Source organism: Acidovorax sp. FJL06 (genome assembly GCF_003852545.1).
Classification (GTDB): domain Bacteria; phylum Pseudomonadota; class Gammaproteobacteria; order Burkholderiales; family Burkholderiaceae_C; genus Acidovorax.
Map to the genome: position 1 here is coordinate 136,265 of NZ_QAJR01000003.1, position 20,839 is coordinate 157,103.

The 20,839-nt window shown below is 68.2% G+C and carries 21 protein-coding genes; 9 read left to right on the top strand and 12 right to left on the bottom strand.

Going from position 1 to position 20,839, the window contains the following annotated elements; translation table 11 throughout:
• Positions 1-12 precede the first annotated feature (12 nt).
• The 8 genes from DBV10_RS02220 to DBV10_RS02260 all read left to right on the top strand — a co-directional run bounded on the left by DBV10_RS02220 (position 13) and on the right by DBV10_RS02260 (position 8,744).
• Positions 13-903, top strand: a complete 891-nt coding sequence (locus DBV10_RS02220) for an ABC transporter permease (protein WP_124510196.1) — start codon at positions 13-15, stop codon at positions 901-903.
• 186 nt (positions 904-1,089) lie between these two features.
• Positions 1,090-2,121 (top strand): ABC transporter ATP-binding protein, encoded by a 1,032-nt coding sequence (locus tag DBV10_RS02225; protein ID WP_124510198.1) that lies wholly within the window; start codon positions 1,090-1,092, stop codon positions 2,119-2,121.
• Entirely contained in the window at positions 2,118-2,981 is an 864-nt protein-coding gene (locus DBV10_RS02230; protein ID WP_124510200.1) for an ATP-binding cassette domain-containing protein, read from the top strand. The genes DBV10_RS02225 and DBV10_RS02230 overlap by 4 nt, the downstream gene beginning before the upstream one ends.
• A 104-nt stretch (positions 2,982-3,085) precedes the next feature.
• Positions 3,086-4,576: an ABC transporter substrate-binding protein gene (locus tag DBV10_RS02235; protein WP_124510201.1), complete on the top strand. Its 1,491-nt coding sequence runs from the start codon at positions 3,086-3,088 to the stop codon at positions 4,574-4,576.
• 261 nt (positions 4,577-4,837) lie between these two features.
• Positions 4,838-6,250 carry an amidase gene (locus tag DBV10_RS02245; protein WP_124510203.1) on the top strand — a complete coding sequence of 471 codons (1,413 nt, stop codon included), beginning with the start codon at positions 4,838-4,840 and terminating at the stop codon, positions 6,248-6,250.
• Positions 6,251-6,382: 132 nt separating this feature from the next.
• On the top strand, positions 6,383-6,991 hold the full coding sequence (locus tag DBV10_RS02250; protein ID WP_124510205.1) for a hypothetical protein: 609 nt from the start codon (positions 6,383-6,385) through the stop codon (positions 6,989-6,991).
• A gap of 176 nt (positions 6,992-7,167) precedes the next feature.
• A complete protein-coding gene (locus DBV10_RS02255) occupies positions 7,168-8,520 on the top strand; it encodes a tetratricopeptide repeat protein (protein ID WP_124510207.1) in 1,353 nt (450 codons plus the stop codon).
• The gene (locus DBV10_RS02260; protein WP_124510209.1) at positions 8,517-8,744 is read left to right on the top strand and encodes a hypothetical protein; all 228 of its coding nucleotides are present in this window, start codon (positions 8,517-8,519) and stop codon (positions 8,742-8,744) included. The genes DBV10_RS02255 and DBV10_RS02260 overlap by 4 nt, the downstream gene beginning before the upstream one ends.
• 102 nt (positions 8,745-8,846) lie before the next feature.
• On the opposite strand, the gene DBV10_RS02265 is transcribed toward DBV10_RS02260, so the two are convergent.
• From DBV10_RS02265 to DBV10_RS02305, 8 genes are all read right to left on the bottom strand, one after another.
• The gene (locus DBV10_RS02265) at positions 8,847-9,518 is read right to left on the bottom strand and encodes a histidine phosphatase family protein (protein ID WP_124510211.1); all 672 of its coding nucleotides are present in this window, start codon (positions 9,516-9,518) and stop codon (positions 8,847-8,849) included.
• A 131-nt stretch (positions 9,519-9,649) separates the two neighbouring features.
• The gene (locus tag DBV10_RS02270; protein WP_124510213.1) at positions 9,650-9,868 is read right to left on the bottom strand and encodes a hypothetical protein; all 219 of its coding nucleotides are present in this window, start codon (positions 9,866-9,868) and stop codon (positions 9,650-9,652) included.
• An 84-nt stretch (positions 9,869-9,952) separates the two neighbouring features.
• Positions 9,953-10,801, bottom strand: a complete 849-nt coding sequence (locus tag DBV10_RS02275) for a DUF429 domain-containing protein (RefSeq protein ID WP_124510215.1) — start codon at positions 10,799-10,801, stop codon at positions 9,953-9,955.
• Positions 10,798-11,679, bottom strand: coding sequence for a DMT family transporter (locus DBV10_RS02280; protein WP_124510217.1), 882 nt, complete (start codon positions 11,677-11,679; stop codon positions 10,798-10,800). The genes DBV10_RS02275 and DBV10_RS02280 overlap by 4 nt, the downstream gene beginning before the upstream one ends.
• 225 nt (positions 11,680-11,904) lie before the next feature.
• Entirely contained in the window at positions 11,905-12,327 is a 423-nt protein-coding gene (locus tag DBV10_RS02290; RefSeq protein ID WP_124510219.1) for a BLUF domain-containing protein, read from the bottom strand.
• Between the two features lies 1 nt (position 12,328).
• Positions 12,329-13,060: a GTP cyclohydrolase I gene (gene folE / locus DBV10_RS02295; protein ID WP_124510221.1), complete on the bottom strand. Its 732-nt coding sequence runs from the start codon at positions 13,058-13,060 to the stop codon at positions 12,329-12,331.
• A gap of 131 nt (positions 13,061-13,191) precedes the next feature.
• Positions 13,192-14,439: a cardiolipin synthase ClsB gene (gene clsB, locus DBV10_RS02300; protein ID WP_199740022.1), complete on the bottom strand. Its 1,248-nt coding sequence runs from the start codon at positions 14,437-14,439 to the stop codon at positions 13,192-13,194.
• Positions 14,440-14,443: 4 nt separating this feature from the next.
• Entirely contained in the window at positions 14,444-15,181 is a 738-nt protein-coding gene (locus tag DBV10_RS02305) for an endonuclease/exonuclease/phosphatase family protein (protein WP_124510223.1), read from the bottom strand.
• A gap of 147 nt (positions 15,182-15,328) precedes the next feature.
• Here DBV10_RS02305 and DBV10_RS02310 point away from each other — a divergent pair, with 147 nt between their 5' ends.
• Complete coding sequence (locus DBV10_RS02310) at positions 15,329-17,110, top strand: response regulator (protein WP_124510225.1); 1,782 nt, start codon at positions 15,329-15,331, stop codon at positions 17,108-17,110.
• Positions 17,111-17,137: 27 nt separating this feature from the next.
• Here the strand turns inward: DBV10_RS02310 and hpaH are convergent, their stop codons facing one another.
• The 4 genes from hpaH to DBV10_RS02330 are packed head-to-tail and all read right to left on the bottom strand — an operon-like array spanning position 17,138 to position 20,823.
• Positions 17,138-17,953, bottom strand: coding sequence for a 2-oxo-hept-4-ene-1,7-dioate hydratase (hpaH, locus tag DBV10_RS02315; RefSeq protein ID WP_124510227.1), 816 nt, complete (start codon positions 17,951-17,953; stop codon positions 17,138-17,140).
• A 10-nt stretch (positions 17,954-17,963) separates the two neighbouring features.
• On the bottom strand, positions 17,964-18,962 hold the full coding sequence (locus DBV10_RS02320; protein ID WP_124510229.1) for a Bug family tripartite tricarboxylate transporter substrate binding protein: 999 nt from the start codon (positions 18,960-18,962) through the stop codon (positions 17,964-17,966).
• A 26-nt stretch (positions 18,963-18,988) separates the two neighbouring features.
• On the bottom strand, positions 18,989-19,933 hold the full coding sequence (locus DBV10_RS02325; protein ID WP_124510231.1) for a fumarylacetoacetate hydrolase family protein: 945 nt from the start codon (positions 19,931-19,933) through the stop codon (positions 18,989-18,991).
• Positions 19,930-20,823, bottom strand: coding sequence for an extradiol ring-cleavage dioxygenase (locus DBV10_RS02330; protein WP_124510233.1), 894 nt, complete (start codon positions 20,821-20,823; stop codon positions 19,930-19,932). Before DBV10_RS02330 ends, DBV10_RS02325 begins: the two co-directional genes overlap by 4 nt.
• Between the last annotated feature and the right edge of the window lie 16 nt (positions 20,824-20,839).

Here is a 20,839-nt window from a genome sequence, read left to right on the forward strand (position 1 = left end):
TTCCTCTTGCCCATGAGCGCCGCATCTCCTTCCGCCCCATCTGCTGCCCCGCCCGCAGGCACCCAACCACCGGGCTGGTGGCACCGCGCGCTGCGCCACCGCAGCTTTGTGATTGGCGCCGTGCTGTCGCTGCTGCTGATCCTGGCTGCAGCGCTGTCGCTCGTCTGGACCCCCTGGTCGCCGTACGAGATGGACCTGGCCGCCAAGCTGCAGCCGCCCACGGGCAAGCACTGGCTGGGCACCGACGCGTTCGGGCGCGATGTGGCCTCGCTGCTGCTGGTGGGCGCGCGCAATTCCATCTTGGTGGGCGTGATCGCCGTGGGCATTGGCTTGGGCCTGGGCACGGCCCTGGGCCTGCTGGCGGCCGCCAAACGCGGCTGGGTGGAAGAACTCATCATGCGGCTGGCCGACTTCACCTTCGCTTTCCCCGCCATTCTCTCGGCCATCATGATGACGGCGGTGTTTGGCGCGGGCATCGTCAATTCCATCATCGCCATCGGCATCTTCAACATCCCGACGTTTGCGCGCGTCACGCGCGCCTCGGCCAATGCCGTGTGGTCGCGCGAGTACATCATGGCCTCACGCGCCTGTGGCAAGGGCAGCTGGCGCATCACCATCGAGCATGTGCTGCCCAACATCCTGTCGGTGCTGATCGTGCAGGCCACCATCCAGTTCGCCATTGCCATCCTGGCCGAGGCCGCCCTCTCCTACCTGGGCCTGGGCACGCAGCCGCCCCAGCCCTCCTGGGGCCGCATGCTCAGCGAGGCGCAGACACTGATGTTCCAGGCCCCGCTGCTGGCTGTGTGGCCGGGCGTGGCGATTGCGCTGGCCGTGCTCGGACTGAACCTGCTGGGCGATGGTCTGCGCGACCTGCTGGACCCCCGACTCTCGAGGAAGCGATGACACCCCCTGAGTCGCTTCGCGCCTTCCCCCTCTCTCGCATTGCTGCGCAATGCGGGAGGGGGACGCCCCCAGTGCGGCGGGGCGGCCCTTGCACGGGGGCACTGGCCTCGTGCATGCCTGTGCATCGGCCGCGTCCGGCACGATAGACAGCTGAACAAAATTTGCGAACGATGAAGACCTGCTGCCATGCCCTTGCTTGAAGTCTCCAACCTCCGCATCCGCCTGCAGACGCACCGGGGCCCGGCCGATGCCGTGCGCGGTGTGAGCTTTACGCTGGCGCGCGGCGAAACCCTGGGCCTGATTGGTGAATCGGGCTGTGGCAAGTCCATCACCGCCATGTCGCTCATGGGCCTGCTGCCCGACAGCGCACAGGTCACGGGCAGCATCCGTTTCGACGGACAAGAGCTGGTGGGCCGCACCGACGCACAGATGTGCCAGATGCGCGGCAACCGCATTGGCATGGTGTTCCAGGAGCCCATGACGGCGCTGAACCCCGTGCACACCATCGGCCGCCAGGTGGCCGAGCCCCTGCGCCTGCACCGGGGCCTGAACGCCGCCGCTGCACGCCAGGAAGCCATTGCGCTGCTGGACCGCGTGGGCATCCCCAACGCCGCGCAGCGCTTCGATGCCTACCCGCACCAGTTCTCGGGCGGGCAGCGCCAGCGCATCACCATCGCCATGGCCCTGGCCTGCGGGCCCGACCTGCTGATTGCCGACGAGCCCACCACGGCGCTCGACGTGACCATCCAGCAGCAGATCCTGGACCTCATCAGCGACCTGGTGGCCGAGCGCAACATGGCGCTGATCCTCATCTCGCACGACCTGGGCGTGATCTCGCAGAACGTGGACCGCATGATGGTGATGTACGGCGGCAGCGTGGTCGAAAGCGGCTCCACCGCCTCCGTCTTTTCAGCCATGGCGCACCCCTACACGCGCGGCCTGTTTGCTGCACGCCCCCACCTGGGCGCCGTGCACGCCCCCGGCCAGCGGCCGCGCCTGTCCACCATCCCCGGCACCGTGCCCGAGCTGGTGGACCTGCCCGCCGGCTGCCCGTTTGCGGGCCGCTGCAGCTACACCATCGACGCCTGCCACCGCGAGCCGCCCACCGCCACGTGGATTGCCACCGACGCGGACGGAGACCACGCAGTGCGCTGCCTGCGCCCCGAAGCCATCGCAGACGCCCATGGCGCGACGCAGGCGGCGGAGGTGGCCGCATGAGCAACAACACCGCATTGCTCCAGGTGCAAGACCTGGTGCGCGAATACACGCTGCCGCGCGAGCACCTCTTCCAGCCCCCGGGCAAGGTGCATGCGCTCAACGGCGTGAGCTTCTCCATCGCTGCGGGCCGCAGCCTGGGCATCGTGGGCGAATCGGGCTCGGGCAAATCCACCCTGGCGCGCACGGTGATGGCGCTGGATGCGCCCACCGCCGGCACGGTGCACCTGCTGGGGCGCAACCTGCACCAGCTGGCACCGGCCGAGCTGCGCCACGCCAGGCGCGACTTCCAGATGGTGTTCCAGGACCCCTATGGCTCACTGGACCCGCGCCAGACGGTGGAGCGCATCGTGACCGAACCCCTGCAGGCCCAGGGCCAGACCACGCGCGCCGAGCAGCGCGAGCAGGCGGCCCAGGTGCTGTCGCAGGTGGGCCTGCGCACCAACGACCTGGGCAAATACCCGCACGAATTTTCGGGCGGCCAGCGCCAGCGCATCGCGATTGCCCGCGCCCTCATCACGCGCCCGCGCCTCATCGTGGCCGACGAGCCCGTGAGCGCGCTGGACGTGTCCGTGCAGGCCCAGGTGCTGAATCTGATGCAGGATTTGCAGCAGGAGTTCGGCATCACCTACATGCTCATCAGCCACGACCTCGCGGTGGTGAACCACCTGTGCGACGAAGTGGTGGTGCTGTACCAGGGCCGCATCGTGGAGCGCGGCTCGCCCGCCGAGCTGTTCCGCAACGCGCAGCACCCCTACACCCAGTCGCTGGTGGGCGCGGTGCCCCAGGTGCAGCCGGGCCGGGCCCGCGCGCGCCGTGCAGAGGCCGCTGCGGCAGCGGTAGCCACCGCAAAAACCGCATAACCAAATACAGGTGTGATGGTGTAAAAAGCTTTTTCTTCTCCCCGGTAACCCACTGCCACGACACCGGGGTCTTCGTCTGGTTTTTTTGTCTGGAGAGTCCGAACATGCTGAACCGCCGTACCGTACTTGCCACTGGCGCTTTTGCCGCCGTGCCCCTGTCCACCCCGCTCAGTGCGCTCGCGCAAGGCCGCAAAGATGCGGTGACGCTGGCCATGACGCTGGAGCCCCCAGGCCTGGACCCCACGGCCGGCGCCGCCTCGGCCATTGCCGAGATCGTGCAGTACAACATCTTCGAGACACTCACCAAGATCAACGCCGACGGCAGCGTATCGCCCCTGCTGGCCGAGAGCTGGGAGGTCTCGCCCGACCTCAAGACCTACACCTTCAAGCTGCGCCGGGGCGTGAAGTTCCAGAACGGCGAACCCTTCACGGCGGCGGCCGTCAAGTTCTCGTTCGACCGCGCCGGCGGCGAAAAGAGCACCAACAAGGACAAGCGCACCTTTGCGGGCATCACCACGCAGGTGGTGGACGACACCACCGTGGTGCTGCTCAACAAGGACATCGACCCCGACCTGCTTTTCGTGCTGGGCCAGGCCACGTCCATCATCGTCGAGCCCAAGAGCGCCGACGGCAACGCCAACAAGCCCGTGGGCACCGGCCCCTACCAGCTCAATGCCTGGAACAAGGGCTCCTCCGTCGTGCTGACGGCCTGGGACGGTTTCCGCGATGCCAAGGCCATCAAGATCAAGCGCGCCACGTTCCGCTTCATCTCCGACCCCGCCGCCCAGGTGGCCGCCCTGCTGGCGGGCGACGTGGACGCTTTCCCCCGCGTCACGCCGCGCAGCGTGGCCCAGTTCAAGGCCAACCCCAAGTTCCAGGTGGTGGTGAGCGGCTCGCGCGCCAAGACCATTTTGGCCATCAACAACGGCAAGAAGCCGCTCGATGACGTGCGCGTGCGCCGTGCCATCGCCGCGGCGGTGGACCGCAAGGCCGTGATCGAAGGTGCAGGCGACGGCTACGGCGCGCCCATCGGCAGCCACTATGTGCCCGGCGCGTTCGGCTACGTGGACACCACGGGCGTGAACCCCTACGACCCCGAGAAGGCCAAGAAGCTGCTCGCCGAGGCCGGCATCAAGACGCCGCTGGAGCTGACCCTGACGCTGCCGCCCACGCCCTACGCGCGCCAGGGCGGCGAGGTGATTGCGGCCCAGCTCGCCAAGGTCGGCATCGTCGCCAAGATCCAGAACGTGGAATGGGCGCAGTGGCTCAGCGGCACCTACGGCAGCAAGAACTACGACCTGACCATCATCAGCCACGTGGAGCCGTTCGACCTGGGCAATTTCGCCAAGCCCGAGTACTACTGGGCCTACAACTCGCCCAAGTTCAACGACCTGTTCAACCAGATCAAGAACGCCGCCCGCCCCGCCGACCGCGCACGCCTGCTGGGCGATGCACAACGCCTGCTGGCGCAGGACTCGGTGCACGCCTTCCTGTACTCCAACCAATGGATCACGGTGGCCAACAAGAACCTCAAGGGCCTGTGGAAAGACATGCCCGTGTTCGTGAACGACCTCTCGGCGCTGTCCTGGGGTTGATGAGACACCCCCCTGAGGCCCTGCGGGCCTTCCCCCCGCTCTCACATCGCTGCGCGATGTGGGCAGGGGGACGCAGCCCTCGCTGCGGGGCGGCCCTTGCTCGGCTGCCCGCGCCTGGGTCGCGCCAGTTTCCAAGGCTGCGGGTAGCGCGCCGCGCAATGAATAGCTGAAACGCGCGGGAGCAGATAGCTCCTGAAACAATAGCTGCTATCGCTTTACCAACAAGCGATAGCAGCCTTTTTTACTTATAAAACTCCCGACATGACCGCCTTGCACGACCTGCCTGCCCACGAACTTCTGGCCGCCTACCGCCAGCGCACGCTGTCTCCCGTGGAGGTCACAGAGGCCGTGCTCGCGCACATAGCGCGCTGGGAGCCCCACATCCAGGCCACCTACCTGCTGCGGCCCGAAGCCGCGCTCGCGCAGGCCCGCGCCTCTGAAGCGCGCTGGCTGCGCGGCGAGCCCCAGGGCGCGCTCGACGGCGTGCCCAGCACCATCAAGGAAAACATCGCCACCCAGGGCGACCCCACGCCGCTGGGCACAGCCGCCGTCGAACTGGTGCCTGCCGCGGCCGACGCGCCCCCCGCCGCCCGCATGCGCGAGGCCGGCGCCGTCATCGTGGCCAAGACCACCATGCCCGACTACGGCATGCTGTCCTCGGGCCTGTCCACCTTCCACCCGCTCTCGCGCAACCCCTGGGACGTGAGCAAAGGCCCCGGTGGCTCCAGCGCCGGGGGCGGCGCCGCCGCTGCTGCCGGCTACGGCCCGCTGCACATCGGCACCGACATTGGCGGCTCGCTGCGCCTGCCCGCGAGCTGGTGCGGCATCTTCAGCCTCAAGCCCAGCCTGGGCCGCATCCCGATCGACCCGCCCTACACCGGCCGCGCCGCCGGCCCCATGACCCGCACCGTGGCCGATGCCGCGCTGATGATGCAGGTGCTGAGCCAGCCCGACGCACGCGACAGCATGAGCCTGCCCGCACAGGACATCGCCTGGGGCCAGTTCAACAAGCTGGCCGAGCGCGCGCGCAGCCTGCAAGGTTTGAAGATAGGCCTGCTGCTGGATGCCGGCTGCGGCCTGCCCGTGGAGCCCGAAGTGAAGGCCGCCATCGAGCACGCGGCCCGTCTCATGGAAAGCGCAGGCGCCACCATCGTGCCCATGCAGCCCTTCATGGCGCAGGCCATGCTCGACGGCATGGACCATTTCTGGCGCATGCGCTCGCACACCGACCTGCAGGCCCTGCCTGCCGCGCGGCGCGACAAGGTGCTGCCCTACATCCGCGCCTGGGCCGACAGTGCCGCCGGCCTGAGCGGCACCGAAGTGTTCAACGCCAGCCACCAGTTCCACCTGACCCGGGTGAACACGGTCAAGGCCTGCAGCGCATTTGACTATGTGATCTCGCCCGTGGCCCCCATGCCCGCCTTCCAGGCCGAGCTGCCCTCGCCCACCAACGACCCGCTGCGCCCGCTGGAGCACATCGGCTTCACCGTGCCGTTCAACATGTCCGAGCAGCCCGCCGCCTCGGTCAACTGCGGCTACACCCGCAGCGGTTTGCCCATCGGCCTGCAGATTGCGGGAGCGCGTTTTGACGACCTGGGTGTGCTGCAGGTGGCGCACGCCTTCGAGCTGATCCGCGAGCCCCAAAGGGCCTGGCCCCAACCCCCCTCGGCATAACCCTGGGCATGCGGCGGGGTGGGTGTTGGTAACCTTGGGGTTTTGCAGGAGGCTCCGGCCCCCCGAAGCACCACCCCCGGGCTCTCTGGCGCCCGGGGCCACCGCCCGACAGACCCCTTAACGATCCACCCCATGGACATCCTCATCCTGGCGATCCTGATCGCCACCGGCACCTACATGCTCAACGCCAAGGAGCAGCGCAAGCGCATCGCGCTGCTGGGCAAATACCTGGCCAACTACCAGATCGAGAAGCTGATGGAGGCGCTGACCGACGGCTACCTGCGCGCCCTGGGCGAAAGCACCGACGAGCGCCGCAGCCAGATCTGGAGCCTGCTGAGCACCACCGAGTCGCAGCTGAGCGAGCAATTCAGCCGCTTCGCCGCCGACTTCGCCAAGGTGGACGAAGCCCACACCCGCGTCAGCCGCCTGTCGCTGCCCCTTCCGTTTGCCGAACAGCTGCTGCCCAGCTTCACCTTCGACATGCGCCGCGCGCTCGCCATCCACGCGCGCGGCATTGCCCATGTGGTGCAGAACACCGGCCACCTGTCACCCAAGGACCGCGCCTTCATGATGACGGCCGAGCTGTTCCTCATGCAGCACACCTGCCACTGGTTCTGCAAATCCAAGACCGTGGCCACCGCCCGCATGCTGGCGCGCCACCAGACCCCGCACGAACAGCTGATCGACGCGGTCTCGGCCGAGACGCGCAACGCCTACCTGGCCCTGATCAAGGGCGGCTGAAATGAAGCGACACCCCCCTGAGGCCCTGCGGGCCTTCCCCCCGCTCTCGCAACGCTGCGCGCTGCGGGCAGGGGGACGCAGCCAGCGCGGCGGGGCGGCCCTTGCGCGGCTGCTCTGGCCTGCGCCGTGTCGGGCCCATGCATCGGGGGTGAAGCTCAACACTGTGGATCACTGACATGGCACCAAGAACCGACAGCCTGGGCAACCCGATCACGCTGCACGACCAGGCCAGCGCGACGGCGCTGAACGACTTTGTCGAAGGCTTCATCGCCTGCGAAGCCCGCGCGGTGAACGTGCTGAACGCTGCGGCCGACCCCAGCCCCATCGTGCAGGCCAGCTGCGCAGCGCTGCACATGTTTGCCGAGTCGGCCGACGCCCCCCGCAACGCACAGCCCTTTATTGAACAGGCCCTGGCCCACGCCCCAGAGGCCAGCGAGCGCGAACAACGCTTTGTGGCCGCCGTGGCCGCCTGGGTGAACGGCGACCTGCCTCGCGCCATCGCGCTGCATGAGGAACAGGCCCGCCTGCACCCGCGCGACCTCGCATCGCTCAAGCTCGGCCAATACCATTTGTTCAATCGGGGCGACTCGCCCGGCATGCTGCGCCTGGCCCTGCAGGCCCTGCCCGCTGCGGCCGAGGTGCCCTATCTGCACGGCATGCTCGCCTTTGGCTGGGAGCAATGCCACCTGCTTGACCGCGCCGAAGACTCGGCCCGCCACGCCATCGCACTGTGCCGCAAAGAACCCTGGGCCCACCACGCGCTGGCCCATGTGATGCTGACCCAGGGCCGCATCCGTGAAGGCGCCGACTTCATGGCCAGCGTGAGCGACACCTGGACGGACCTGAACTCCTTCATGGTCACGCACAACTGGTGGCACCAGGCGCTGTTTCTGCTGGAACAGGACCGGCATGCCGAGGTGCTGGCGCTCTACGACAGCCAGGTCTGGGGCGTGGTCAAGGAATACACGCAGGACCAGATCAACGCCGTCTCGCTGCTGGCGCGGCTGGAGCTGGCGGGCGTGGACGTGGGCACCCGCTGGGCCGATGTGGCCGACCACCTCGCCCTGCGCCTGGCCGACCATGTGCTGCCCTTTCTGGACCTGCAATACCTCTACGGCCTGGCCCGCGCGGGCCGCACCGAGGCCGCGCGCCGCTTGTTGCACCACATCGAAGCCCACGCCGCCACCCGCACCGAGGCGCAGGAGCGCACCGTGTGGCAGCAGGTGTGTGTGCCCGCCGCGCACGGTCTGCTGGCGCATGCGCAGGGCGACTGGGCGACGGCGGTAGAGAAGCTGGGCGTGGCCCTGCCCCGGCTGGTGGAGATTGGCGGCAGCCATGCGCAGCGGGATCTGTTCCACCAGATCTGGCTGGATGCGCTGCAGCGCAATGGGCAGTGGGCGGCGGTGCAGAACGTGTTGCAGCCGATGGTGAATGGGCAGCCGGAGTCGGTGCGGCTGGCGCGGCAAGCGGGCGGGGTCCATACCGCACTGGGGTTGCCCGTGCCATGCGCCCACCGGAGTCCGCCGTGAAAACCCTCGCCTCCATCGTCCTCGGCCTGCTGGCCTCCTACTTCACGCTCCTCTGGGTCGTGGGGCATCTGGACACCCTCTCGCAGGCGATGTGCAGCACAGACTTCACCCTTCCCGCCCTCGCCTGCCGCTTCGGCGGGCTGGGGATCACGCTGCTGCTCATCCCGCTGGCGGGTGCTGCCACCTTCCTTGTGGCGCGAGGGATTCTGGCCAAGCTGGGCTAGGAAAATGCTTGAGATCCAGGGGGCCCCGCAGTGCCTGGCCATCCTGGCTCCTGGCGCCTACCCGGCAGGCGCAAACCGCTGCTATTTTTCAGAGCAGGTTACTCACCGCACCACCAGCTTCTTCTGGTCATACACCGGCTGCTCCGGCAAATCCGCCAGGTGCCGCACGTCGGCCCAGTCCAACACCTCCACCGCATCGCCATCCACCCGCACGCGGTTCAGGCCCGCGTTGGGGATGTCGCTCTGGCGCGGGCCGTCCAGGCCCGTGCCGCGTGCGGTGCGCCAGACCATGTCGAGCACGCCGCCGTGGGTGACGACCATCACCTTCTGGCCTGCGTGCCGCTGCGCGATGCGGTACACGGCGTCCATCACGCGGGTGTGGAACTGGCGGGTGGTCTCGCCGCCGGGCATGCCGTAGTCGGCTTTAAAACGCAGCCACTGGTTCCAGGCGTCGGCGTGTTCCAGCTTGACGTCGTCCACGCGCTTGCCGTCCACCACGCCAAAGGCCTGCTCGCGCAGGGCGCTGTCGGTGAGGGTGTCGATGTGCAGTTCGGGGAAGAGCACCTGCAGGCTGGGCGCTGCGGTTTGGCGGGTGCGGATGAGGTCGCTGCAGACCAGGTGGTCCACCGTGAGTTGCTCGGCGGCCAGGCGCTCGGCCAGGCGGCGGGCCTGCTCGTGGCCGGTGGCGTTGAGGGGAACATCCACGTGGCCCTGGAAGCGCAGTTCGCGGTTCCAGTCGGTCTCTCCGTGGCGGATGAGGATGAGTTCGGTCATGGTGCATCCATTATGGAATGCACGCATACTATTGCAAGCAATTTCGGCCTCTAGCGCTTATCTGGCAATCGCATATAGCTATTATTTTTATAACAAAACAACACCCAACACGCCCCCGACCGGCGCCAAGGTCAGCGCATGGGCACGACGAGCACCTTGCGGCGCGGCTGGCAGCCGGGGCCTTCGTGGGCGGCGCTGTCTTGCTCCCAACCTGGGCCGGGCGAGGTTTGGGCGCACACGCGCTGGCCATCGACCAGGCTGCGCCAGTAGTACCAGGGCGCGGGAGCGGCCTGCGCCAGCAGCGGGGCCAGCAGGGCCAGGACGAGCAAAAGGCGGGGGGCGAAAGGCATGGGTAAACAAATCATCCAGTGATGCCCGCCCATGCTAGGCGGCCTGAGGCGGGCCGATGCCAGGAAAAGCGGTGGAATGGCCGGTCACGGCTTGTCAGCCGTGACGATCCAGCCTTCCAGCGGGTCCAGCCCCGGCGGCAGGCCGTAAAGCGCATCGCCTTCGGCATGGCGCTGATGGGCCCAGGCGGCCTGCAGCAGACACAGCACGGCGTCCAGGCTGTCGCCGCTGGCGTCATCCACCAGGGTGTCGCGCTGGGCGTGGCTGAGCTTGAGGCGCAGGCCCAGGCGGGTCTGCCCCAGCTCCAGCGCGTTGACCAGGTCCTTGCGGGCGATGAGGCGGTCGGGGGTTTGTTTGGCGCGGTCGTCGCTTTTGTAGCTGCGCCGACCGAGGATTTCGCGCGCGAGCAGGCCGGGGTAGGCCTCCAGTGCCACACGGCGCAGGTCACTCCCATGCAGGCCGGGCAGGTGCACGCCCGCCTCGAGCAGCAGCGGCAGGCCGGCATGCAGCATGTACGCCACGGGCGGGTTCACCCATTTCATCGAGGGGCTGGAGCCTGCGGGCCCGTCCGTCGCGCGGTGCGCAAACTTGCCGCCCACGGGGCGTGCATCGCAGAACGCCGCAAACTGCGCGCGGATCTGCTCGCGGCTGAGGCTGTGGTAGTGCTGCATGCAGGCGTGCCAGTCGGTGGGCCAGCCCAGTGCCTGCACCAGCTCGCGCGGCAGGCCAAAGGGCAGATCAAAGCCGCCCACCCAATCACCGGGCTGTGCGAGCCACTGGCCGAACGCGGCCAGCGTGTCGAAGGGCTGCAGGGCGTTGAGCTGCACGCGCGCCCCGTGGCGCTGGCCCAGCGCCAGCACGATGGGTTTGCGCCGCGTGGGGCTGCTGGAGAAATCGCAGCCCAGCAGCACTGGCGCCGGTGCAGCGGCCGTCATCCCAAAGCCAGGGCCGTGACGCCTGCTGCAATGCACAGCGCGCCGAAGATGCGCGCCACGCGGTCGCCCTCGCCCAGCAGGTGCCCGCCGATGAGGGCGGCAAACAGCATGGACACCTCGCGCGCCGGGGCCACGTGTGACATGGGCGCCTGCTGCATGGCGTACAGCACCAGCACGTAAGCTACAGGGCTCACCACCGCCACGGCCAGAGCAAAACGCCACTGCGCCAGCCAGAGCGTGCGGGCGGTGGGCAGATCGCGCAGCACCACCGGCGCCAGCAGGCCTACGCGCACAAAGTTGCCCATGTAGTCCACCAGGATGGGCGACATCAACAGAAACTTGACCGCATAGCCATCGACCACCGTGTAGCTGGCAATGAACGCGCCGGTGAGCAAGCCATACAACATGCCCTTGTGCACACGCGCCCGCGCGGCGGGGTCGTGCGCCGCGCGCAACAGGCCCGGGCCGCCCGCGATGAGGAACACACCGCCGACCACGCCCAGGATGCCCAAGGCTCCGAGCGCAGAGATCTGCTCGCCCAGCAACGTGATGGCCACCAGCGACGACAAGAGCGGCCCCGAGCCGCGCGCCAGCGGATACACCACCGTGAGGTCGGCCACGCGGTAGCCGCGCAGCAGGATGACGAAGTACGCCACATGGAGCAGCCCGCTGCCCACCACAAAGCCCCACTCCACCGCGCCCCACAGCGGCACCGCGTCACGCCCCAGGTACCAGCCCAGTGGCGCCCAGACGATCATCATGATCACCGAGGTGAAGAACGCAAACCGTGAGTCCCCCCCGGCCTTCTTGGCCACGATGTTCCAGCACGCGTGGATAAGGCCGGCGAGGATGATGAGGGCGAAGGCGGTGAAGGTCACGGGTCAGAAAGAGAGAGGGCTTGAATGCAAAAAGCCGCAGCGCGATGGCGGCTGCGGCTTGGATTGAAGGGCTAGGTACCGCTCACGGCATCTGCAACTGGCGCGGCCCAAGCCGGGGGCCACCGTGCAAGGGCCGCCCCGCCGCACTGGTGGCGTCCCCCTGCCCGCACCGCGAAGTGGTGCGAGAGCGGGGGGAAGNNGCGCAGCGCCTCAGGGGGGTGATCTCTATGCTCTTCCGATGATGGAGGCCGTGGCCATCAGCTCTTCCAGCAGCGCAAACGACACCTTGCCCGACACCGCATACGGGTCCAGCTCGGGCTTTTCGGAGTATTTGAGCAAGATGGAATGGTTGATCTTGGAGAGGTTCACCTGCCCCATGGTCCAGCCGCCAAAGCGGCGCTCCGAGATTTCTTCGTAGTGCAGCAGCTCCACATCCTTGTGGCGCGGGTCCTTCTGGATGTGGCCGTACAGGTCGCTCACGGCGGAGCGCCCGCCCTCGATGGCCTGCAGGAACACGCCGCCGCCGTAGCACAGCACGCCGGTGATGCCGCAGGCGGGGTTGTGCTCGCGCGATTGCGTGAGGATGGCTTCAATGGCGGCGGGCGAGGTGTCCACCGCACGGCTGGCATAAAGCAGGCGCACGAGCATGTCAGTTCCTTCCAGGAATGAGCGAGAGAAATTCGCGGCGCAGGGCACTGTCCTTGAGGAACACGCCGCGCATCACGGAGTTGATCATCTTGCTGTCCATCTCGCGCACACCGCGCCAGGACATGCAGAAGTGGCTGGCCTCCATCACCACGGCCAGGCCGTCGGGCTGGGTTTTTTCCATGATGAGGTCGGCCAGCTGCACCACGGCTTCTTCCTGGATCTGGGGGCGGCCCATGACCCAGTCCACCAAGCGTGCGTACTTGCTCAGGCCGATCACGTTGGTGTGCTCGTTGGGCATGATGCCGATCCAGATCTTGCCGATGACAGGGCAGAAATGGTGGCTGCAGGCGCTGCGCACGGTGATGGGGCCAACGATCATCAGCTCGTTCAGGTGCTCGGCGTTGGGGAACTCGGTGATGGGCGGTTGCGCCACATAGCGGCCCTTGAACACCTCGTTGATGTACATCTTGGCCACGCGGCGCGCGGTGTTGTTGGTGTTGTGGTCGCCCTCGGTGTTGATCACCATGCTGTCGAGCACGCCCTGCATCTTGGCCTCGACCTCGTCGAGCAGCTTCTCCAGCTCGCCGGGCTCAATGAACTCGGCAATGTTGTCGTTGGCGTGAAAGCGCTTGCGGGCGGCGGCGAGGCGCTCGCGGATCTTGACGGAGACAGGCGTGCCTTCATCATCCGGCGGGGTGGGCGTCATATCGGCGGCAGGAGTTTGGCTGGACATGGCCAGAATCGTAACAGCGAACCGCGATCTTCCGATTTCAAGGGTTTTAGGCAGCTAGCGCTTATTGGACAAGCGCCAACAGCTATTATTTTTATAGCAATCACCCCGCAGCACATGGCACTGCCCGCCTGTCAGTATCGGTTGCCCGTCACCCACAGGGCCAGCCGCATCAGGCCAAAGGCGATGCGGTCCAGCACGCGCTGGCGCAGCGGGCGGCCGGCATAGCGTGCGGGGTCCATGCGCCGGCCGGCGTGCTGCATGGCGTGCACGAGCCGCTGGCGCAGGTCGGCGGCAAAGGCGCCGTCTTCCACCACCACGTTGGCCTCGCGCGCCAGCAGCAGGGAGAGGGGGTCGAGGTTGGACGAGCCCACCGTGGCCCAGGGCCGCTCGCCCCGCGCGTCGATCACGGCCACCTTGGCGTGCAGAAAGCTGGGCGCGTATTCGTAGATCTCGACCCCCGCCTCCAGCAGCGCGCCATACACCGGCCGGGCCGCGTGGTACTGCATGAAGTATTCATAGCGCCCCTGCAGCAGCAGGCGCACACGCACACCCCGGCGCGCCGCCAGCACCAGCGCGCGGCGCAGCTTGCCGCCGGGCATGAAGTAGGCGTTGGCAATGATGATCTCGTGCCGCGCGGTGCCGATGGCGCGGCGGTAGGCTTTTTCGATGCGGCTGCGGTTGCGCACGTTGTCGCGCAGCACCAGCGCGGCGCGCATGGGCGGGCCGGCGGCGCCGTCCAGCCGTGCCGCGTGGCTGGCGGCGCTGGCCGCGCGCAGGGCCTGCAGCGCCTCGGGCAGGCGGCGCAGGCGTGCACCACGCATGGTCTGCACGGCCTGCATGCGCCACCAGAGCTGGTCCATGGTGTCGCTGGCGGCCGCCACCAGGCTGCCCGTGGCACGCACGGCAAAGTCAAAGCGGGGGGCGTCGAGCGTGCCGTGGTTGGGGTCGTGGAAATCATCCAGCACATTGATGCCGCCGCAGAACAGCAGGTGGCCATCCACCACGCAGAGCTTGCGGTGCAGCCGCCGCCACCGGTGGGGCAGCAGCAGGCCCAGGGGCCCGAGCGGCGAGTACACGCTGTACCGCACCCCGGCGGCCTGCAGCCGCCCGGCCCAGGCCTCGGGCAGGGCCCCCGTGCCCACGCCATCCACCACCAGCTGGGTGCGCACGCCCCGCTGCGCCGCACGCATCAGCGCCTCGGCCACGGCCGCGCCCGAGCCGGTGAAATCGAAGATGTAGGTCTCGAACTGGATATCCGACAGCGCGGCGTCCATGGCCAGTATCAGGGCCGGGAACAGCTCCTCGGCGCCCTGCAGCAGACGCACCCGGTGGTCGTCCGAAAACTCCGTGCCACGGACCAGGGGCGGCTTTTTCTTCACGTGCTCACAACCGGAATTCGGCGATCAGCGGCAGGTGGTCGGACATGCGCCACCAGATGCGGCCGCGCGGCACATGCAGCGACAGGGGCGTGAGGCCCCGCGCATACACATGGTCCAGCTGGGTCAGGGGCAGCCGCGCGGGGTAGGTGAAAGCGCGCGGGCCTTCAAACTCATACAGCGCAAACCCGGCGAGCATGCGCTTGAGCTGCTGCCCCCAGTCGTTGAAGTCGCCGGCCACCACCAGCGGCGCACCGGGCGGCACCTCGCGCTCGATAAACCCCTGCAGGCGCTCGATCTGCCGCACGCGGCTGCCGGGGATGAGCCCCAGGTGCACCACGATCACATGGACATTGCGGCCCTGGGCATTCACCTCCACATGCAGCAGGCCGCGCTGCTCGAAGCGGTGGTCCGAGATGTCCTCGTGCTGGTGCCCGATCACGGGCCAGCGCGTGAGCAGCGCGTTGCCATGCTCGCCATGTTTGGTAAAGGCGTTGGTGCGGTACACCGACTCATAGCCCTCGGGTGCCAGGAACTCGGCCTGGGGCACATCGGGCCAGCGCTGAAAGTAGGCCGCCTCGCGCCGGTGGAGCTTGCGCACCTCCTGCAGGCAGACGATGTCGGCATCGAGCTGCTCGACCGCCAGGCCCAGGTTGTGGATCTCCAGCCGCCGCGCGGGGCCGATGCCTTGCACACCCTTGTGGATGTTGTAGGTGGCCACCCGCAGAATATCGTCGTGTTGCATGGTCCTGGAAGCGGTAGTTGAACGCACTCACTTGGGATTGTGTCGCAAGCCGTGCCCGCAGCGGGTTTGCCCGACGCCCACGGGCGGCCATGGGCCAGTACACTGGGGCTGTCTCCTCCACGCCACACGCAGGCCAGTTCACCCTCCATGGCCACCGAGAACCGCCCCCCCGCCTCCACCCAGGTTCAGGCACTGATTGTGGACAGCAATGCCACGTCACGCAGCATCCTGGCCGGGCAACTGCGCGAATACGGCGTGAACCGCATCGTGCAGTGCTCGCGTGTGCAGGACGCGCGCAGCCGGCTGGAGCACACGGTGTTTGACTACGTGCTGTGCGACCAGTTCTTTGGCGATGCCAACTCCTCGGGCCAGACCCTGCTGGACGACCTGCGGCGCGCGCAGCTGCTGCCGTTTTCCACCGTGTTTTTCATGGTCACGGCCGAGGCCTCGTATGCCGCCGTGGCCGAGGCCGCCGAGTCGGCGCTGGATGGCTACCTGCTCAAACCCTTCACGCCCAGCGCACTGTTCGAGCGCCTGAGCCTGGCGCGCCTGCGCAAGGTGCACCTCAAGCCCATCTTTGACGCCATCGAGGCCGAGGACTTCGAGCAAGCCGCTGCGCTGTGCGTGGAGCGCTTCGAGGCGCGCAAGCCCTACTGGCTGTATGCCGCGCGCATCGGCTCGGAGCTGCTGCTGCGCCTGGGCCGGCACGACGAGGCACGCACGCTGTTCGAGGCCGTGATCGCCGCCCGCGCCCTGCCCTGGGCCAAGCTCGGGGTGGCGCGCGCGCAGATCGAATCGGGCCAGGCGGCGCGCGCCATCACCACCCTGCAGGAGCTGATCGGCGAAGACGCTTCGTTTGCCGATGCCTACGACGTGCTCGGCCGCGCCCAGGTGGAGCTGGGCAACTTCGCGCAGGCCATCGAAACCTACCGCACCGCCAGCACCCTCACGCCGGATTCGGTGGTGCGGCTGCAGAAGCTGGGGATGATGTCGTACTACATGGGCGACCGCGAAACGGCCACCAAGGTACTGGCCCGGGCCGTGATCCTGGGGATCGACTCCAAGCTGTTCGACTACCAGTCGCTGGTGCTGCTGACCTTTGCCTACTACGCCGAGAACGACCGCAAAGGCATCGAGCGCTGCATGGCCGACTTTGCGCGCATCCTGGAGCGCCACGCCGAGAGCGCACGCGTCCGCCGGTTTGCCGAGGTCGCGCGGGCGCTGCAGCTCATCCAGCAGCGGCAGTTCTCGCAGGCTGTCGAATCGGTGCGCGCCATGGCACGTGAGATCACGGCCGCCAGCTTTGACTTTGAAGCCGCCTGCAACCTGGGCAGCCTGCTGGCGGTGCTGGCCGTTACCTCCATCGAATTGCCCGAGGGCGAGGGCTGGGTGCGCGCCCTGGGCATGCGCTACGCCAACACGCGCGGCCTGACCGAACTGATGGCCAACGCCTGCAACCTGCATGAGCCCTATGGCGTGCTGGTGCGCGACTGCCTGCAGCAAGTCAACAAGGCCGCCGAAGTTGCCATGGCCCAGAGCCTGGCAGGCAACCCCGCAGGCGCCGTGCAAAAGCTGCTGCAGCAGGCCGACGCCACCCTCAACTCCAAGCTCCTGGACCTGTCGCAGCAGGTGCTGCTGCGGCACGGTGCGCGCATCGCATCGCCCGAGCCGCTGCAGGAAGCCATCGATGCGCTGCGCCAGCGCATGGGCACCACCCCGGCGCGCGCCATCCTGGGGCAGGACAGCGAACGGCGGCCCGGCGGCGTGGTGATCCGCTCGCGCAATGCCGTGGAGAGCAGCCCCGCAACGCGTGCCACAGGGAGCCCTGAACCGGGCGGCGATGATGAGGGTGCGGGCAGCGATGGTGCAGACGGGCCCGGCGATGCCGGGCCGGATGGCCCGATGGGCAGACTCCCGCTGCCGCCCTGAGCGGCCCCTGCACAGCGCGCACCGGCCTCACACAAAGCGGAACGCGATGCTGCCCAGCGAGCCGTAGTCGGCATGGAAGGTATCGCCCGCAGCGGCCGCCACGGGCCGGGTGAACGAGCCGCCCAGCACCACCTCGCCGGCTGCCAGCCCTTCCCCATAGGGCGCGAGCTTGTTGGCCAGCCAGGCCACGCCCGTGGCCGGGTGGTTGAGCACGGCGGCCGCCAAGCCCGACTCCTCGATCACGCCATTCTTGTAGAGCAGCGCGCCGCACCAGCGCAGGTCCACCGCATCGGGCCGCACGGGGCGCCCGCCGGTGACGATGCCGGCATTGGCCGCGTTGTCCGAGATGGTGTCGAACACCTTGCGCATCACGCCCGTGTGGCGGTCCTGCTGCTCGATGCGTGCGTCGATGATCTCGATGGCCGGCACCACGTACTCGGTAGCGGCCAGCACGTCGAAGATGTTCACGGGCGCTCGCCCCGGCTCGCCGCGCAGCGGCTTGTTGAGCACGAAGGCCAGCTCCACCTCCACGCGCGGCAGGATGAAGCGCTGCATGGGGATGTCGCCGCCCTCGGCAAAGAACATGTCGTCCAGCAGGGTACCGAAGTCGGGCTCGGTGATCTGGCTGGCCACCTGCATGGCGCGCGAGGTCAGGCCGATCTTGTGGCCGCGCACCGTGCGCCCCTCGGCGATCTTCATCGCCACCCAGGCGCGCGAGATGGCATAGCCGTCCTGCACCGTCATGCCGGGGTGGCGCTTGGAGAAATGCTCCACCTGCACGCGGGTCTTCTCGGCCTGGTGCAGCTCCTGGGCCAGTTGCTGGATCAGTGCATCGTCAAGCATCGGCGCACCCTCAGGATTCAGCAGTGAAGCCGATGGCTTTCACGATGGGCCCCCACTTGTCGCCATCGGCCTTGAGCAGCGCGGCCAGTTCGGTCGGCGTGGACGAACGGGCCTCCAGCCCCATGGCCGCCAGCCCGGCCACCACCTCCTTGTCCGCCAGCGCGGCGCGGATGGCGGCATTGGCCTTGGCCACCAGCTCGGCCGGCGCCTTGCCCGGCAGGAAGAAGCCGAACCATTCGCCATAGACCATGTCCTTGAAGCCCTGCTCCACCAGCGTGCCCGCACCCGGCACGAATTTATTGCGCGTGGCGCCCGAGGTGGCCAGCACGCGGATCTTGCCGCCTTGCAGGTGGGGCAAAAACTCGCCCACCGGCGCCGACACCGCTGCGATCTGCCCGCCCAGCAGGTCCAAAATGGCCGGCTGCGAACCCCGGAAGCCCACGTGGCGCATGTCCACCTTGCCCGCGCGGCTGATGAGCTCGCCCACGAAGTGCGGCACCGAACCCGGTGCTGGCGAGCCGAAGTTGGCGCCCGTGGGGTTGGCCTTGCACCACTCCAGGAACTCGGGCACGGTCTTGACCGAGGCCGGCACCTGCGGGCCCACGGCAAAGCCCATGTCGAACACCACGCCCAGCGAGACCGGGGTCACGTCGGCCACGGGGTCATAGGGCAGCTTCTTGTAGGTGTGGGGGTAGATGCCCAGCATGGACATGGGCGTGGCCAGCAGCGTGGCGCCGTCGGCCGGGGCGGCCTTGAGCGTGGTGATGGCGATCTGCCCGCCTGCGCCGGTCTTGTTCTCCACCACGGCCGACTTGGCATAGCCCCCGGTGATCTGGGTCGCCACGCGGCGCGCCAGGGTGTCCACCGTGCCACCGGCGGCAAAGCCGGCCAGGATCTTCACGGTGTCGATGGCCTGGGCGTGGGCCATGAAGGGCAACGTGCCAGCGGCGCCGGCCAGGGCCAGCTGCAGGATGTCGCGGCGGGAAGGGGTAGGCGAGGATTTCGTCATGCGTTGTCTCCGGGTCTCGTTGTGGGTTATTGCTTCGCCGCCTGCCGGTAGTTGGCCTTGAGGTGCTCGGGCACGCGCTCGTCGAAGCCGCAGGCCACGCGCCGCACCTCGGGGCTGTCGGTCGGCTGGTGGCCCACGCCCAGGGCCGAGGCGCGCGGTGCGGCGATGGCGACCACCGTGCCGGCCAGGCGGCCCAGGCCGGTGATCTCGCACTCCACCCGATCGCCCGGGTCCACCGAGCGCGAGTGGCAGGGCGTGCCCATCAGGATCACGTCGCCCGGCACCAGGGTGATGTGGCGTGCGATGTCGGCCACCACGTAGTGCGGGCCCCAGATGGTCTCGTCGCCAATGTGTGCTTCCTGCACCACCAGGCCGTTGCGGTAGGTGCGCAGCGTCTGCTCGAACAGGTTGACGCCGCGCACGATGCCCGGGCCGATGGGCAGCAATGTGTCCGCCCCCTTCACCCGCAGCATGCTGCCCTGGTCGGTGTCGCGGTAGTTCTGCAGGCCCATGTCGAGCGCGGGGCAAAAGCCTTCGATGTAATCCCAGGCCTCGTCGGGCAGCACGTTGCGGCAGGTCTTGCCGATGACCACGGCGTACTCGCCTTCATAGTTCAGGTACAGGCTGTCGGCAGGCTTGTGGATCTCGCAGCCGTGGCCGTTGACCGAGGTTGGCGGCTTGGTGAAGTAGGTCGGGGTTTCGGTCGGCTTGGGCTGGTTGCGCGTCTCGAAGCTGCGCGAGCTGTACGAGATGTGCACGGCGATGACCTTGCTGGGCGAGACGGGGGGCAGGTGCTGCACCGTGGCCGGGTCGAGCACGCGGCCATCGTCCAGGCGCAGCTGGCCCTGCTGCGCCCCCTCTTCCACAATGGTCCCCCAGCAGGCGCTGCCGCCCGCCAGCACGCGGCGGCGCTCCACGCGCGGGCCGCGCATCACGGCGGGCAACTCGGTGATCGGGAATTCGAAGTTCATGCCGCCACCCCCGCCACTTCTGTCTCGCCATCGAACCACATGTGCACGTTGCCCGTGCCGCGTGCGTTCTCGTAGGCCGACAGGGCCACGCCGCGCGCGCGGCAGTCGGCCCCGCCCATGGCGCCCAGCATCTGCAGGTAGTGCGCGCCGAAGGCCTCCCAGGGCATCTTGCGGTACTCGTCCTGCCAGCGGTCGAGCACCCTGTCGTGCCGGCCCTGCTCCATCAGCGCGATGGCGCCCTTGTCGCTCACGATGTTCTCGGGCCGCGAGACATTGCTCTCGTGGAAGATGCGCGGGTGGTTGGGCTTCCAGTCGATGGGGTTGAACTTGTGGCTGAGCGCGCCCGAGGCCAGCAGCAGCACGCGCAGGCCGCTGCGGCGCACGGCCTCGGCAATCGCCTCGCCCGATTGGAGGAAGTGGCGCCAGTCGCAGTTCTGGCACGAGCTCACGGTGACCACCGGCGTGTCGCTGCGCTCCAGGCGCAGCTGCTTGACCAGGTTGATGGTGGCGTACTGCTTGCCCAGGTCGGGGTGGTTGATGACGCGGTTGTAGCCCTTCTGTTCGCGCGACACGGCCTCGATCTCGAGCGCCAGGTCCGGGTGGCCCCGGTAGTCGTAGGGCACGCCGTGCAGGTACCAGGGCATCTCGTCGGAGATGAACATGCCCTGGTAGCGCGGCGCACCGTCCACCAGGTGGTAGCCCGTGGTAAACCAGTGCGAGTCGAAGAGGATGACCACGTCGGGCCGGGCGGCAGCGATGCGCTCGCGCAGGCGCGCATAGCCGGGGATGAGGTCCGAGTCGGCCCCCGCGCCCTGCAGCACGCGAAACTCTTCGCACTGCATCAGGCCGGGGTGGTGCGAGACGATGGCGGCGCCAACGATGCTTCCCATGGTGTGTGTCTCCTGT

Excerpts from the sequence above, each read along its gene's own strand:
- hpaH (WP_124510227.1), bottom strand. The coding sequence starts at position 17,953 with ATGCTTGACGATGCACTGATCCAGCAACTGGCCCAGGAGCTGCACCAG.
- DBV10_RS02320 (WP_124510229.1), bottom strand. The coding sequence starts at position 18,962 with ATGACGAAATCCTCGCCTACCCCTTCCCGCCGCGACATCCTGCAGCTG.
- DBV10_RS02330 (WP_124510233.1), bottom strand. The coding sequence starts at position 20,823 with ATGGGAAGCATCGTTGGCGCCGCCATCGTCTCGCACCACCCCGGCCTG.
- folE (WP_124510221.1), bottom strand. The coding sequence starts at position 13,060 with ATGTCCAGCCAAACTCCTGCCGCCGATATGACGCCCACCCCGCCGGAT.
- DBV10_RS02225 (WP_124510198.1), top strand. The coding sequence starts at position 1,090 with ATGCCCTTGCTTGAAGTCTCCAACCTCCGCATCCGCCTGCAGACGCAC.
- DBV10_RS02255 (WP_124510207.1), top strand. The coding sequence starts at position 7,168 with ATGGCACCAAGAACCGACAGCCTGGGCAACCCGATCACGCTGCACGAC.
- DBV10_RS02265 (WP_124510211.1), bottom strand. The coding sequence starts at position 9,518 with ATGACCGAACTCATCCTCATCCGCCACGGAGAGACCGACTGGAACCGC.
- DBV10_RS02235 (WP_124510201.1), top strand. The coding sequence starts at position 3,086 with ATGCTGAACCGCCGTACCGTACTTGCCACTGGCGCTTTTGCCGCCGTG.
- DBV10_RS02310 (WP_124510225.1), top strand. The coding sequence starts at position 15,329 with ATGGCCACCGAGAACCGCCCCCCCGCCTCCACCCAGGTTCAGGCACTG.
- DBV10_RS02270 (WP_124510213.1), bottom strand. The coding sequence starts at position 9,868 with ATGCCTTTCGCCCCCCGCCTTTTGCTCGTCCTGGCCCTGCTGGCCCCG.
- DBV10_RS02290 (WP_124510219.1), bottom strand. The coding sequence starts at position 12,327 with ATGCTCGTGCGCCTGCTTTATGCCAGCCGTGCGGTGGACACCTCGCCC.
- DBV10_RS02230 (WP_124510200.1), top strand. The coding sequence starts at position 2,118 with ATGAGCAACAACACCGCATTGCTCCAGGTGCAAGACCTGGTGCGCGAA.
- DBV10_RS02220 (WP_124510196.1), top strand. The coding sequence starts at position 13 with ATGAGCGCCGCATCTCCTTCCGCCCCATCTGCTGCCCCGCCCGCAGGC.
- DBV10_RS02250 (WP_124510205.1), top strand. The coding sequence starts at position 6,383 with ATGGACATCCTCATCCTGGCGATCCTGATCGCCACCGGCACCTACATG.
- DBV10_RS02325 (WP_124510231.1), bottom strand. The coding sequence starts at position 19,933 with ATGAACTTCGAATTCCCGATCACCGAGTTGCCCGCCGTGATGCGCGGC.
- DBV10_RS02245 (WP_124510203.1), top strand. The coding sequence starts at position 4,838 with ATGACCGCCTTGCACGACCTGCCTGCCCACGAACTTCTGGCCGCCTAC.
- DBV10_RS02275 (WP_124510215.1), bottom strand. The coding sequence starts at position 10,801 with ATGACGGCCGCTGCACCGGCGCCAGTGCTGCTGGGCTGCGATTTCTCC.
- DBV10_RS02305 (WP_124510223.1), bottom strand. The coding sequence starts at position 15,181 with ATGCAACACGACGATATTCTGCGGGTGGCCACCTACAACATCCACAAG.